This window comes from Hymenobacter sp. J193, assembly GCF_024700075.1.
Taxonomy (GTDB): domain Bacteria; phylum Bacteroidota; class Bacteroidia; order Cytophagales; family Hymenobacteraceae; genus Hymenobacter.
Genome location: NZ_JAJONE010000001.1, coordinates 3,599,064 through 3,612,264, shown reverse-complemented (window position 1 = coordinate 3,612,264; position 13,201 = coordinate 3,599,064). Strand labels below are relative to the sequence as shown.

The window sequence follows — 13,201 nt, the reverse complement described above, 5'->3', positions numbered from 1 at the left end:
AGGACCACCCGAGGGCTTCCGAAGCCCACCCGAGGTCCTCGCCGGACCATCGTTGGTCCTCCGAGGACCATCTGACGTCCTCCGAGAACCAACCGAGAGCTTCCGAAGCACAACTGCCCCGCCCGGCAGACCAGACGGGGCAGCGCCAGGGCCGCGGCGGTGGCTCAGGCCCCCGCTTTTTTATCGGCGGGCTTGGGCTGCTTGGCAAAGCGCACCTTCAGGTCTTCGTAGGCGGCCTGGGCACCGGGGGCGTTGGCTTTGGCGGCGCTCTGGATGTTGCGGTAAATGCTGAGGGCATCCAGGTAGGCCTCGCCGCCGGTCTGCATCATGGTGCTTTCCAGGTCGGTGACGAGCTGCTGCAGGGGGCGCAGCAGGGCGCCCAGGTCGGCGGTGGCTTTGATGTCCTCCTGCAGGTCGGGGAAGCTCACGAAGGAGGGCACGAAGCCGGGGGTGGCCTGGCCGTACTCCTCCACCTTGGTGAGGAAGGCTACCGACCGGTCGCCCATTTTCACCACGTCCTGGCGCTCGTCGGGGGTAAGGGGGTAGAGGTAAGGCGTGAGCACCGATTTGAGGGTGCCGATGGCTGCTTCCAGCTTGGCCATATCGGCAGCGGGAATGGAGACGGAAATGCGGGGCAACATGGGAGAATGGGGTTGGAAGTGAGAAAAAGAACCGGCCCCATTGCGGTGTGACTAACAGGGATAAGCAGATAATATATCGCGGACTAAATATTCAAAGAACCCGGCACATCCGCAAGCCCCAGGCCAAACCCCCGGGTGGCAAAATGGGTTAGAAGCAAGCATGCTGTAGAGACGCATACTTGCGTCTCCTCGTTGAACGATACTCGTTGAACGAAATCCGTTGTTTCGGCGCAGCCTAGCTTCGTTCAACGACGAGACGCAAGTATGCGTCTCTACATCGTTCCGCTACTACTTTCCCTCTCCCCCATGCCTCCTACCTATCCCGGCCGCCGCATCTTTCAGATTATTGATGGCAACAAGAAAGCCGTGGGCGACGGCTTCGACGTGACCAGCCCCATGCCCGGGCCGCGCATCCGTCAGCTCAGTCCCTACCTGCTCATCGACCACACCGGGCCCATGCCGGTGGCGCCCACCGAGGCCCCGCTGGGCACCCCGCCCCACCCCCACCGCGGCTTCGAGACGGTGACGGTGGTGTACGAAGGTGCCCTGGCCCACCGCGACACGGCCGGGCACAGCGGTACCCTGGGCCCCGGCGACGTGCAGTGGATGACGGCCGGCGCGGGCCTCTTGCACGAGGAGCGCCACGAGCGGGAGTTTGCCCGCCAGGGCGGCACCCTGGAGTTGCTGCAGCTGTGGGTGAACGTGCCCAGGAAGGACAAGCTGGCCCCGCCCCGCTACCAGAACATCCGGGCCGCGGCCATTCCCGAAGTGCCCGCTGCTGAGGGCCGGGGCCGCATCCGGGTGGTGGCCGGTGAATACGAAGCCGTTACGGGGCCCGCCGAAACGTTTTCGCCCATCACCCTGCTGGATGTACACCTCCCGGCCGGGGCCGAAACGACCATCAGCCTGCCCGCCGAGTACAACGTGGGCTTCTACGTGGTGCACGGGCAGCTTCAGCTGGCTGATGGGCGCCTAGCCGGCAGCAAGCAGCTGGTGGTTTTCGGCTGGAACTCGCCCGACGTGCCCTTCACCGCTACGCAGGATACGGTGCTCCTGGTGCTGGCCGGGGCGCCCATCGAGGAGCCTCTGGCGACCTACGGCCCCTTCGTGATGAACACCAACCAGGAGCTGGTGCAGGCCATTGCCGACTTCGAAAGCGGCGGCATGGGCACGTTTCCGGAGGATGAGTAGCGCGGTTTAACAGAAAACTGAAAGAACGTCATGCTGAGCTTGTCGAAGCATCTCTACCACTTCGTTGCCGTGGTATTGATTAGCCAGAGGTAGAGATGCTTCGGCTGCGCTCAGCATGACGGCCAGTCGGACGCGTTTCGAGAGTAAACCCCGCATTTTGCACGCAACCTCACACGGCTCTATGCGGTAGCTGCTAACGGATCAAGCTGCCTGGAAATATGAAATCATCTGCGTTTTCGCGTCGGGAATTTATGCGTACTGCGTCGCTGGGGCTGGGCACTACGCTAGTGGGAGCCTCGGCCGTGGGCGGGCCGCTGAATTGGCTGGCTGAGCACGGCTACGGCCCCGCCAGCGGGGAGGCCCTGCAGAGCGGCCGGCAGCTGGGTGTGGCTTTGGTAGGGCTGGGCAAGTACAGCACCGGCCAATTAGCCCCCGCCCTGCAGCAAACCAGGCTCTGCAAGCTCGCGGGTATTGTGACGGGTACGCCTGCCAAAGCCGCGCAGTGGAAGCAGCGCTACCACCTGCCCGACCAGAACATCTACAACTACCAGAGCTTTGATCGGATAATCGACAACCCGGCCATTGACATCGTGTACGTGGTGCTGCCGGTGGCCTTGCACGCCGAGTACGTGGAGCGGGCCGCGCGGGCCGGCAAGCACGTCATCTGCGAAAAGCCTATGGCCCCCACCGCCGCCGACTGCCGCCGCATGATTTCGGCCATGCAGAAGGCGGGCAAGAAATTCAGCATCGGCTACCGCCTGCACTTCGAGCCTCACCACCAGGAAATGATGCGCCTGGGCCAGCAGCAGGTGCTGGGGCCCATCAAGCGCCTGGTGGCCGACAACGGCTTCCGCTTCAACAACGACACGCCCTGGCGCGTGGACAAGGAGCTGGCGGGCGGCGGGCCGCTCATGGATATGGGTATTTACTGCGCGCAGGGCGTGGTGTACACCAAAGGCCAGGTACCCGTTTCCGTGACGGCCAAGCTGGCGCCCAACCCCGACTCCAAAGGCTTGTTCAAGGAAGTAGAAGCCGGCGTGAACTGGCAGATGCAGTTCGCCGACGGCTCCGTGGCCGACTGTCGCACCAGCTACGCCGAAAACCTGAACAGCCGCCTGCGCGCCGAAACCGGCCAAGGCTTTATGGAGCTGCAGCCGGCTTTCGGCTACGGCGGTATTGCGGGGCGCACCAGTCAGGGGCCCATGAACATTGAAAACGTGCCCCAGCAAGCCCGCCAGATGGATGACTTTGCCGACTGCATTCTCAACGACAAGCCTACCCGCGTACCCGGCGAAATGGGTTTGCGCGATATGCAGCTCATCGAAGCTATTTACCGCGCCGCTGCCACGGGCCAGAAAGTCTCGACCAAAGACGTAGTGCAGGTGCTGGACAAGGTGAGCGGGCGGTAGCTAAGTTAGCGGGGCGGCACTGGGTACTTGGCAAACATCCGGGTTATGCCCTCATCGATGCGGGCGGCCAGCTTCGTGGGGTCGTCGGTGAGGGTGCTCACGGCTACACCCTGCCACACCCGCTCGTTGCGGGCGGCGTCCACCACATCCACGGTAGCAGTGCCTTCCTCGTAGCGGTCTACCACTACTTCCTCGCTTTTCCAGCTGTAGCGGCGCTGCCCAATGTAGCGGGGCGCATCGCGGAAGTTGGTTTGGCGGGTTTGCACCTTGTCCTGCGTCACGACGCCAATGTTCACCCACACATCCGGCGCGGCGGCCTGCTGGTAGCCGCGGCGCTCCAGCTCCCGGGCTACGGCCTGCTTGAGCTCCGTCATACCGGTGCCAGGCCCCTGAAAAGCTGCCTCATTGCGGGCTTCCACATCCAGGAAGTTGTAGGTGCGGTACGCCGTGAAATCGACGCCCGGCGTTTGGGTGGTGGACTCCACCCGCACCGGCGAGCAGGCCACGCAAGCAATCAGCCACAGCCACAAAAACGTTTTCATGCCAGGAAAAAGAAAGTGAATGTATCGACGGCTGGCCCCGGTTAGGACTGGGACTGGCCGCCTGGTGTACACGTGAGAACCGACCTGGAGGTTTAGGCCCAGCTTGCGCCCCGGTAGCCGAAACCAGGCCCTTGCCCGCAGCGCGGCTGTTCCGTGACTGACCAGCCAAGCCCAGAAATCAGGCTTGTGCCCGGGCGCTTGCTACCTTCGTGCCCATACTCTTTCTCTTTTTCGATGACCCTGACCTGGACCCGCAAGCCCTTCCCCGAACTCTCCCTGGCCGAACTCTACGACCTGCTCCAGTTGCGCTCCGAAGTGTTTGTAGTGGAGCAAACCTGCGCGTTTCAGGACATCGACGGGCAGGATCAGGCCGCCTGGCACCTGCTGGGCTATGCTGAGAGCGGGGAGCTGGCAGCCTACGCCCGCCTGTTTGCGGCCGGCATCAGCTACCCCGAGGCCAGCATCGGGCGGGTGGTAGTGAGCCCGAAGTTCCGGCGCTACGGCTTGGGCCGGCAGCTACTCCAGGAGTCCCTGGCCACCGTAGCCGCGCAATTTGGCCCTCAGCCCATTCAGATCGGGGCGCAGCAGTACCTGCAGTCCTTCTACGAAAGCTTCGGCTTCCGGCAGGTGGGCCAGGGCTACCTGGAAGACGGCATTCCGCACCTGCACATGGTGCGGCCGTAGCGGTCAGCAAAAAGGGCCGGCTTACACAGCCGACCCTTCCTCCTGACAGACGCAGTTGCCCATGCTAAATGTTGAGCTTTACGAGCTTCATGCCTAACTGCTTGGGTTTCTTAAGGTAGTCAACCAGCATCACGTAGCCAGGTTTGGCGGGGTATACATAGGATGCCGTGGCCAAGCTGGTGCCGTTGATTTTGTCCAGCGTATACTGTCCGCTTTCACCGAATGCAATGTTGCCAATCAGCTTCTGGGTCGACTCCCCTTTTTCCTTGTCGTAGTTGATGTATACCACATTGAAGAGCGTATTGGCGTTGTCGCGCTGCAGAAACTGGTAATCGAAATCTCCCTGCGACTTAATGATATGGCCCATGATGCCGGAACCTGCCGTGCCCGAACCGGGCGGCAGCACGGCCTTGGATGGGTTTTTGGGGTAGAATTTGATGGTGGTGAGAGCAAACTCCGGGCTTAGCTCAAACACGAGCAGATTGCCTACTACCCCCTTCACCACAGAGGCCGAGCCTCCGCCCCCGTTTAGCACGGTGAGAGCAATGCCCAGGCCATCGGCGGCAATCTTAAACTGCTCGGCTACGATGTACATCTTGCCATTGGCTCCCTTAGCTATGGAGTGCGTGTAATTCATAAACCCGTCTTCCATACTGGCTTTGGCCTCTGCCGGCATTATCGCCTTCACTTCTTTTTGCCAGCTATAGGGCTTCACGCCAATCAACTTGCCCGCCTCCGTAAACCGCTTGATGTAGAAGCCCTGGCTTTTATTTACGAAGGGCTTATCGTTGGGCTTATAGTACTCGCCCACGGCTACAAACTCGTGCCGTTCTTTGTCGAAGGTGATAGAGCTAAGGGAGAGGTGTTCGGTTTTGCTGGTTTCTACCGGTTGCTGCAGCACTTTCTTGCCCGTATTCACATCAATGGCCACCATGTAGGTGCTTACCTGCTTGGACATCATCCCGTCGCGGCGCAGCAGCATGGCCACAATGTACTGGTCGGTTATTTCCCGGATAATAAAGCTCTCATAGAACTTCGACTTGGGGTCGGACGCCACGCGCCATTTCGGATTCAGGTTGTTGTCGTACATCTGCAGGGCATAGCCTTCCATCATGCCCGTGTAGCTGTTGCGTACAAAACCTTTGTCGGGTACAGCCTGCAAGCTCATTCCGGTGAGTACGTTTTCGCCATTGCCCCCGCTTTTCAGCTGCTGGGCTATAATCATCTTATCGGCTCTCGACAAATCTCCTATGACCTTCGAGCCGATTTTCTGCAGGCCGGTATCGTAGGTTTCTATTTCCACGGCGTCTTCCTTGCCGTTGTAGAAATACAGGCCGAACGCCGAGCCGTTGAAGGTGTTCTGCAGCATTGTGTAGCGGCCCGAGGGCTTCTGGATAGTAATATCCTTGACCTTGCCTAAATCCTGATCGTAGAACGTAAGGGTGTAGTTGTCGTTTTTGCGGTCGGCCTTATCCCCTTTGGCATACAGAACATAGCCCTTCACTTCGTTGCCGGCATAAATGGGCGTGAGGCCCGAGCGGGTCATGCGAGTGATGCCTTCCAGGGTCTGGGTTTGGGCCTGCACTGCGGCGGACCCGGAAAAAGCCAGCGCAAGGGCCAGCAGAGTGCGTTTAAAAGAATGCATATAGGTAGAAGTGTGAGAAATGGCGAGCGTGGTTAGTGGTTGATCTTGGAGGGCCTTGGCGGAAACAGCAAGGAGGAAAACCGGCCCGCGCTGAAGCGGGCCTGGTATTGGTGCAGTAGCGTGGCAGCCTGAGCCTGGTCGTTGGCCAGGGCCGCGGCGGCATAGCGGGCCGCCAGGGCATATTCATTGGTGGCCGTGGGCGGAGCCTCGGTGCTTTGGGCCAGGCACGCAGTGAGGGCGGTATAATCGGCCAGGCGGAGGCTGTTCAGGACCCGCAGGAACTCATTGAAAGGTTCCGGCTGGTGCTTCGATACATTGGCAACCACTTCCGTGAAGCGGTGCTCCTGCAGATGCCGGTGCAGCTCGTACAAACTCAGTACTACCACGGAGCGCAGATACTCGCTCTGTGGCTGCTGGCGTAGCAGCCGCAGCGCCTCGAACAGGGCATGATCGTAGCAACTGGTATCAAACCAGCTTTGCAACACTTCCAACCGGCTTGCCTCGCGCAAGTGGCTGAAGCCTGGCTCTACAGCCTGGGGGCCTTCGGCTAGCTGGTCCTGGGTGAGCGTGCGCAGGTAGTGCATGCGCTTGGCGCAGTCGGGGTGCGACTTAAGGGTATCCGACGTTTCCAGCAGCGTTTTTTCCGCAGGCTTTACCGTGAAAATAGACGCTGCGCTGGCGGGAGCAGCCGTCAAGGCATGGGCTACTTCGGGGCAGCTGAAAACCCGGTTTAGGGGCAGTGCGTCCTGGTAGCTTTCCTTGTCTATGGTATTCAGCAGCTCCAGGGTCCGATACGCCTGCGGGGCCTTATAACGCGTGCGCCGGAGCAGTACATAGCCCAGCGAGTCGGCCTGCCGCTCGTGGCGGCGCTGGTGGTAAGCCTGATTCAGCGACATGCCCATCACCAGGTTCTTCATGTGCGAATTGATGCTGTACTCGGCCTGCACAATGCGCCGCACCTCACGCCGAAACTCACGACTATGCAGCGCTGTGAGTTGGGTAGCCAGCGCCGTTTCCATATGCCGGCTCTGAATATGCGCCAGTTCATGACATAAGATAAAAGCCAGCTGGCTTTCATTTTCCAGCGCTGGCAGCAGCCCTACGTGCAGGATAATGGTACTATTGCCTACTGCGCGGGCATTGGGCTCGGGGTTGCGCGTGAGTACCAGCCGGGCTGCAGGCAGCTGCGGATTGGCTTGCAGAATGGCTTTAAACACGCGCTGCACGGCCGGGTTCAGCAACGAATCCAGCAAGGCAGAATGCCGGATAGCATTGTAGGCTTGCGTCGAGGTTTCCTGCACAACCCGGCGATAATGCTCCCTATAGTCGGCGCTGCCTGTTTTAGGAGGCAATAAATGCGCCCTTATAGCCTCCCGGTGCGCGGCTGCCAACTGGTATACCTGCGTAGTATCGGAAGAATAATACGGTAGATACGGCGCAATTTGTGCGCTGCTATTGCGGCTGCCAATGACCAGCAGAATAAGTATAAAGACTAGACGAAGCATAAAGGCGGAACCCCACGCGGCTTCCGGGCATAACAAACAGCATAAATACAAGTCGCTAAAGCTACAGGAGTTGGTGCTATGATTTAATGCGTATCTCTATATATTTTTATTTGTCTCAATATTATTCTATTTCCTACTGGTACTATTCACTTCAGAAAGGAATAGGCCATCCTGTTAACTACTGATGAAAAGCCGGCGCCAATTTTTTTAGCGTGGCGCCGGAACGTAGCTTTGTTGGCTTGCGTCATCACCACCGGCTGACGCCCTGTTCCCCGCCGTTTTTCTTTATGCCTACGCCCAGCTTTCCGGTCGACTATCAGCAGCTGTTTCATGCCCTGCCCGATAATTTCCTGCTCATCGCGCCCGACACCGACGCTACCATCCTCGACAACACCGACCGCCACGTGAGCGTGTCGATGAAAAGCCGGGAAGAAGTGGTGGGCAAGCCGTTCTTTGAGGCTTATCCATCTACCGACGAGGAGTCGGCCCGCCTTATCGAAGAATCGCACGAGCACGTGCGCCGGCACCTGGAGCAACACACCATGCCCCTGATCCGCTACGACCTGGAGCGCCCTCAGGAGCAGGGCGGTGGGCTGGAAGAGCTGTACTGGGAAGCCACCCACTACCCCGTGCTCGACGAGCAGGGTCAGCTGCGCTATATTCTGCAGCGCACCCAGGACGTAACGGAGCAGTACCGGGCCCGCCTCGCCGCCGAGCGGGTGCAGCGCGAGCTGGCCGAGCAGCAGGAGCGCACCCGCTTTATTCTCGAATCGGTGCCGATTCTGGTGTGGACGGCCCGCCCCGACGGCACCCGTGACTACTTCAACTCCCGCTGGCTGCAGTTTACAGGCCGCGAGCACGCCCAGGAGCTCGACAACCACTGGATGGACAACATCCACCCCGATGACCGGGCCCAGGTTGAAAAGCACTGGTACGCCAGCATCCGCGGTGGCCTGCCCTACCAGGCCGAGTACCGCCTGCGCCGCCACGACGGCCAGTACCGCTGGGTGCTGATGCGCGGGCTGCCCCGCACCGATGCCGATGGCCGCATTACCATGTGGGTAGGCGGCGGCACCGACATCCAGGACCAAAAGCAGATGGTGCAGGAGCTGCTGGATACCAACGAGGAGCAGGCCCGGCTTTCGGACCAGGCCTACCAGGCCTACCAGCTGGCCGAGCAGCAGCGCAAGACGTTCTACAGCCTGTTTATGCAGACGCCCGCGCTTATCTGTATTCTGCGCGGGCCGGAGCACCGCTTCGAGTTTGTAAACCCGCCTTACCAGGCCTTGTTCCCGGGCCGCCAGCTGGTGGGCAAACCCGTGGAAGAGGCACTGCCCGAAGTTATTGAGCAGGGCTTCGTGGAACTGCTGAACGGGGTGTACAACACGGGCGAAACCTTCATTGGCAATGAGGTGGAAATTATGATTGACCGTGACAACGACGGGCAGCTGCGGCTTCATTACCTCAACTTCACTTACCAGCTATTCGAAGAAAACGGACAGAAAGCCGGCATCATGGTGTTTGCCTTTGATGTGACGGACCTGGTGCAGGCTCGCCGGGCCCTCGAACGCCCCGCCCCTGATGCTCAGTAGGCCCATGCTGCGTCTTTTTCCTGCCTTCAGGCATTTCCCCGTTTCGCTATTATGGACATAACCAGTCTGGATTTCCAGCAGGCCCGCATCAAGCAGGTCCTGTTCAAGTCGCGGCTGCGCTCCGTCCTCTACGGCGTGCGCGAGGCCGAACCGACTTTGTTTTCCCTGCGCGACAACCCGCTGGCGCAGTGGCTTGACAGCATCATTAAACCCCAGTACGGCCTCATCCCCGAAACCCGCGAAATAGAGCGGGCTATTTCGCAGATGCTCGATACCGGCCAGGCCCTGGTGCGCCAGTACCAGCGCGGGCAGCTGGAAGAAGCCCGCGCCGGCCTGGAGCAGATTGATGGCTTCGCCCTGCGCATTGAAGCCTTGCTCCAGAAGCTGGAGCAGCACGTGCTGAGCGCCGCCTAAGCCCGACCGGCCCAACGCCCCAAGCACCGTTTGCCTGGCTTCACGCCGGTCAAACGGTGTTTTTTTGTAGCACCTTGCCGACTACTGGTAGCGGTTTTGGGCAAGCGGGGGCAGCCTCGTTCCAGCAGTGTGCCTCAGCGCCCGGCTTCCCTCCGCCGCTTGATGCGCGGAATGAAAAACAGGGAGCCAGGCGAAAAACTGTACAATGACTTCGAAATTGCACTGGCAACTATCAACCGACAACTGACAACCTTATGCTTTCTTTTCGTGCCGGCCTGCTGATGGGCGGCCTGTTTTCGGCCCTGGCGGCCGCCGCGCAATCCGCCCAGCCCGCGCCCGAGGCAATGGCCGCCCTAACCCAGGTGCAGCCCGCCGACCTCAGAGCCCACATCCACTACCTGGCCGATGACCGGCTGCGGGGCCGCCAGCCCGGTACACCCGGCTACCAGATGGCCGTCGATTACGTGACCCAACAGCTGAAGTCCTTCGGCGTGAAGCCCGCGGGCGACAAGGGCAGCTTTGTGCAGCGCGTGCGCCTGCGCCGGGCGTTTGTGCAGCCCGGTGCCGCGTTCAGTTTGCACCCGTCGGCCGCGCCGGCCGCTGCGTTGGTTTCCGGCCAGGACTATGTGTTCTACCCCAACCCCGCCGCGCCCGCCGTGCAGCTGGATGCGCCCGTGGTTTTTGCCGGCTACGGCATCACGGCCCCCGAGTTGAGCTACGACGACTACGCGGGGCTTGATGCGAAGGGCAAGCTGGTGGTTGTGGTACGCGGGGCTCCCCGCGCCTTTCCATCCACCGTGGCCGCCGCCAGCCAGGATCTGCTGCTGATTATGCAGAATGCGGTGGAGCATGGTGCCGTGGGCGTGCTGGTGGCCTCTACCAACCCCAAAGCCAATGTGCCCAACCTGCAGCGCGGCACCTACAGCGTGCTGGATGAGCGTGGGCAGGTGGCGGCCTCGCGCACGTTTCTGCCGGGCGGCCGGCTGCAGCTGGCCGGCAGCCTTACGGCCGCCACGCTCCAGCGCCTCCTCTCAGCCGCCGCTACCGACACCAGCCAGGTGCTGGGGGCGCTACGCCAGGGCCGGCCGGCCTCGGTGGCCGTACCGGGCCAAGTCAGCGCGGCGTTCAGCTCCCGCTATCAGGATTTCGATTCCTATAATGTGGTAGGTCAGATCCGGGGCAGTGATAAGCGCCTGCGCCGGGAGTACGTGGTGCACTCCGCCCACCTCGACCACCTGGGCGTGGCCGCGCCCGTGCAGGGCGACTCCATCTACAACGGCGCCCACGACAACGCCTCGGGCGTGGCTTCGGTGCTGGAAATAGCGCGGACGTATTCCCGCCTCAAGCAAAAGCCCAAGCGTAGCATCCTGCTGGTACTGCAAACGGGGGAAGAGCTGGGCTTGCTGGGCTCGGCCTACTTTGCCTCCCACCCCACCGTGCCCAAAGCCAGCATCGTGGCCGACGTGAATACCGATATGCCCACCATCATTGCCCCGCTGCTGTCGGTGGTGCCGCTGGGGGCGCAGCACTCCTCGCTGGCCGGGCAGGTAGCGCAGGCAGCGGCGGCCCTAGGCCTCACCGTGGAAGCCGACCCGGAGCCCGAGCAAAACCGCTTTATCCGCTCTGATCAGTACAGCTTCGTGCTGCAGGGCATTCCGGCTTTGCACATCAAATACGGCAACCGCACCACCGACGGGCGCAACAACCTGAGCGAGCTGGTGCAGAAATGGCGCGCCGTCACTTACCACAAGCCCCAGGACGATATCAACGGCCTGTTCGATTTTGAGGCGGGTAAAAAGTACGTGCAGCTCAACTTTCTCATCGGCTACCTGGTGGCCAACGACCCGCAGCGCCCCACCTGGAACGCCGGGGACTTTTTCGGCGGGCGGTTCGGAAAGCTGCAAAAGTCTAAAAACGAGTAGAAGTCAATCCTGATAAGGTAGCGTTTGAGCAGGCTGCTTGGCGTATGAAACACCTTTTAAGGGTATTGTTCGCGGTTTACAGTGTTAAGCCCGTACTGAACGCCCGGAAAACATTGCAGTAGCAGGTCAGGTGCGGAAAGCCTGATTTTTCACCGATTCGTCATCGGGTTACGGGTGGATTTGCGCAGCTTTGGTACCACGCTTCCAAGTAGCGGCGCCAACTGTTATGCTGTCTAACTTCTGTCATGCCGTTTACGAAAACCTGCGCCAGCACCCGCGGCAGGTGTGCCTGGTATGGGCCCAGCCCGCCGGCCCGGCCCGCACCTATACCGGCGCCCATATTCTGGGGCGGGTAGAAGCTTTCCGGCGGCAGCTGATCCGGGCGCAGGCCCTTCCCGGCCAGGCGGTGCTGATAGCAGTGCCCGTGAGCGTGGAGCTGGTGGTGGCCCTGTTGGGCACTATGGCCCACGGGGCAGTGCCGGTGCTGCCGCCTGCTGGGGCAGGGCCGCTGGCGCTGCTCCGGCTGCTGCGCCGCCACAGCATCCGGCAGGCAGCAGTTGGCCGGGCGCTGGCCGGGCGCTACGGCTGGCTGCTTAGGCTGGCAGGCGTGCAGCCGCTGTTCCCCGGTTTGCCCAGCAATCCTGCTCCGGACGTGCAAACGCCAACGGCCGTGCCTGCCACTCAGGCTGCCCTGGTGTCGCACAGCTCGGGCTCTACGGGCCGCTCGAAGGCCATCCGGCGCAGCCACCGCGTGCTCACGGCCCAGCACGAGGTGCTGAAGCAGGTGTTTCCGCCGTGGCCGGGCCAGCGCGACTTTCCGCTGTTTCCGAACGTGCTGCTGCACAACCTGGCCGTGGGCGCCGTGAGCATCCTGCCCGATGTGCCCTGGGGACGCCTGGCCGATTTCGACGCCGCCCGGGTGGCGGAGCAGCTGCACTCGGAAGGCATCGAAACCCTCACCGGCAACGTCTTTTACTTCAACCGACTGAGTGCCTTTCTCCGTCGCCAGAACCATCCGTTGCCCCAGGTGCGGGCCGTGGGCGTGGGCGGCTCACCGGTGCCGGAAAAGCTGCTGACGGAGCTGCAAAAATGCTTTCCGCACGCAACGATTTACGGCATCTACGGCTCCTCCGAAGCAGAGCCCATTGCCGTGCGCACGGCCGGCACCTCGCCTGCCAGCCCCCGGAACGGCTACTACGCCGGGCCCTTGGTGGCGGGGCTGGAATGCCGGCTGAGAAAAATCGGCCAGTTGCGGCTGCCCGATGGTCAGGCCTATGATGCCGGTGAAATCCTGGTGCGCGGGCCCCACGTGGCGGCTGATGCCTGGCTGGCCACCGGGGACTTCGGCTTCTTCGACGAGCGGCAGCACCTGTGGCTGACGGGGCGGCAGGGCAACGAAACCCTGGTGCAGGGCGTGCAGCACTACCAGGTGGAGCACGTGCTGCAGCACCTGCCGGGCGTGGAGCGGGTGGCGGCGCGGGCGCAGGGTGCTGGCTTTTCCGTGTTCGTGCAGGGGCGCGTGGCGGCGGAAACCATCCAAGCGGCGCTGGAAGCCCAGTTTCCGCCGGGCCTGTGCCAACAGGTTCACTTTCGCGCCCAGCTGCCCGTTGATGCGCGTCATTTGTCTAAAATCCGCTACGCTGCCTTACGCTAACC

11 protein-coding genes are annotated in these 13,201 nt (G+C 61.6%); 7 read left to right on the top strand and 4 right to left on the bottom strand.

The window, feature by feature from the left end:
* Nucleotides 1-164 precede the first annotated feature (164 nt).
* Complete coding sequence (locus tag LRS06_RS15825; RefSeq protein WP_257872358.1) at nt 165-641, bottom strand: hypothetical protein; 477 nt, start codon at nt 639-641, stop codon at nt 165-167.
* 306 nt (nt 642-947) lie between these two features.
* On the opposite strand from LRS06_RS15825, the gene LRS06_RS15820 reads away from it, so the two are divergent.
* Nucleotides 948-1,832, top strand: a complete 885-nt coding sequence (locus tag LRS06_RS15820; RefSeq protein ID WP_257872357.1) for a pirin family protein — start codon at nt 948-950, stop codon at nt 1,830-1,832.
* Between the two features lie 251 nt (nt 1,833-2,083).
* Entirely contained in the window at nt 2,084-3,241 is a 1,158-nt protein-coding gene (locus tag LRS06_RS15815) for a Gfo/Idh/MocA family protein (protein ID WP_257872356.1), read from the top strand.
* Between the two features lie 5 nt (nt 3,242-3,246).
* On the opposite strand, the gene LRS06_RS15810 is transcribed toward LRS06_RS15815, so the two are convergent.
* Entirely contained in the window at nt 3,247-3,783 is a 537-nt protein-coding gene (locus tag LRS06_RS15810) for a DUF4136 domain-containing protein (RefSeq protein WP_257872355.1), read from the bottom strand.
* Between the two features lie 234 nt (nt 3,784-4,017).
* On the opposite strand from LRS06_RS15810, the gene LRS06_RS15805 reads away from it, so the two are divergent.
* On the top strand, nt 4,018-4,467 hold the full coding sequence (locus tag LRS06_RS15805; protein WP_257872354.1) for a GNAT family N-acetyltransferase: 450 nt from the start codon (nt 4,018-4,020) through the stop codon (nt 4,465-4,467).
* 64 nt (nt 4,468-4,531) lie between these two features.
* On the opposite strand, the gene LRS06_RS15800 is transcribed toward LRS06_RS15805, so the two are convergent.
* Both LRS06_RS15800 and LRS06_RS15795 read right to left on the bottom strand, forming a co-directional pair.
* Nucleotides 4,532-6,112 carry a DUF6770 family protein gene (locus LRS06_RS15800; RefSeq protein ID WP_257872353.1) on the bottom strand — a complete coding sequence of 527 codons (1,581 nt, stop codon included), beginning with the start codon at nt 6,110-6,112 and terminating at the stop codon, nt 4,532-4,534.
* Nucleotides 6,113-6,144: 32 nt separating this feature from the next.
* Entirely contained in the window at nt 6,145-7,413 is a 1,269-nt protein-coding gene (locus tag LRS06_RS15795; RefSeq protein WP_257872352.1) for a M48 family metalloprotease, read from the bottom strand.
* Between the two features lie 491 nt (nt 7,414-7,904).
* On the opposite strand from LRS06_RS15795, the gene LRS06_RS15790 reads away from it, so the two are divergent.
* The 4 genes from LRS06_RS15790 (at nt 7,905) to LRS06_RS15775 (ending at nt 13,199) form a co-directional block, all read left to right on the top strand.
* Entirely contained in the window at nt 7,905-9,209 is a 1,305-nt protein-coding gene (locus LRS06_RS15790; protein WP_257872351.1) for a PAS domain-containing protein, read from the top strand.
* A 51-nt stretch (nt 9,210-9,260) separates the two neighbouring features.
* Complete coding sequence (locus tag LRS06_RS15785; RefSeq protein ID WP_257872350.1) at nt 9,261-9,623, top strand: hypothetical protein; 363 nt, start codon at nt 9,261-9,263, stop codon at nt 9,621-9,623.
* 254 nt (nt 9,624-9,877) lie between these two features.
* The gene (locus tag LRS06_RS15780) at nt 9,878-11,545 is read left to right on the top strand and encodes a M28 family peptidase (RefSeq protein ID WP_257872349.1); all 1,668 of its coding nucleotides are present in this window, start codon (nt 9,878-9,880) and stop codon (nt 11,543-11,545) included.
* Between the two features lie 226 nt (nt 11,546-11,771).
* A complete protein-coding gene (locus LRS06_RS15775) occupies nt 11,772-13,199 on the top strand; it encodes an AMP-binding protein (protein ID WP_257872348.1) in 1,428 nt (475 codons plus the stop codon).
* Nucleotides 13,200-13,201: the final 2 nt, after the last annotated feature.

Excerpts from the sequence above, each read along its gene's own strand:
- LRS06_RS15820 (WP_257872357.1), top strand. The coding sequence starts at position 948 with ATGCCTCCTACCTATCCCGGCCGCCGCATCTTTCAGATTATTGATGGC.
- LRS06_RS15825 (WP_257872358.1), bottom strand. The coding sequence starts at position 641 with ATGTTGCCCCGCATTTCCGTCTCCATTCCCGCTGCCGATATGGCCAAG.
- LRS06_RS15780 (WP_257872349.1), top strand. The coding sequence starts at position 9,878 with ATGCTTTCTTTTCGTGCCGGCCTGCTGATGGGCGGCCTGTTTTCGGCC.
- LRS06_RS15815 (WP_257872356.1), top strand. The coding sequence starts at position 2,084 with ATGCGTACTGCGTCGCTGGGGCTGGGCACTACGCTAGTGGGAGCCTCG.
- LRS06_RS15800 (WP_257872353.1), bottom strand. The coding sequence starts at position 6,112 with ATGCATTCTTTTAAACGCACTCTGCTGGCCCTTGCGCTGGCTTTTTCC.
- LRS06_RS15805 (WP_257872354.1), top strand. The coding sequence starts at position 4,018 with ATGACCCTGACCTGGACCCGCAAGCCCTTCCCCGAACTCTCCCTGGCC.
- LRS06_RS15775 (WP_257872348.1), top strand. The coding sequence starts at position 11,772 with ATGCTGTCTAACTTCTGTCATGCCGTTTACGAAAACCTGCGCCAGCAC.
- LRS06_RS15785 (WP_257872350.1), top strand. The coding sequence starts at position 9,261 with ATGGACATAACCAGTCTGGATTTCCAGCAGGCCCGCATCAAGCAGGTC.
- LRS06_RS15790 (WP_257872351.1), top strand. The coding sequence starts at position 7,905 with ATGCCTACGCCCAGCTTTCCGGTCGACTATCAGCAGCTGTTTCATGCC.
- LRS06_RS15810 (WP_257872355.1), bottom strand. The coding sequence starts at position 3,783 with ATGAAAACGTTTTTGTGGCTGTGGCTGATTGCTTGCGTGGCCTGCTCG.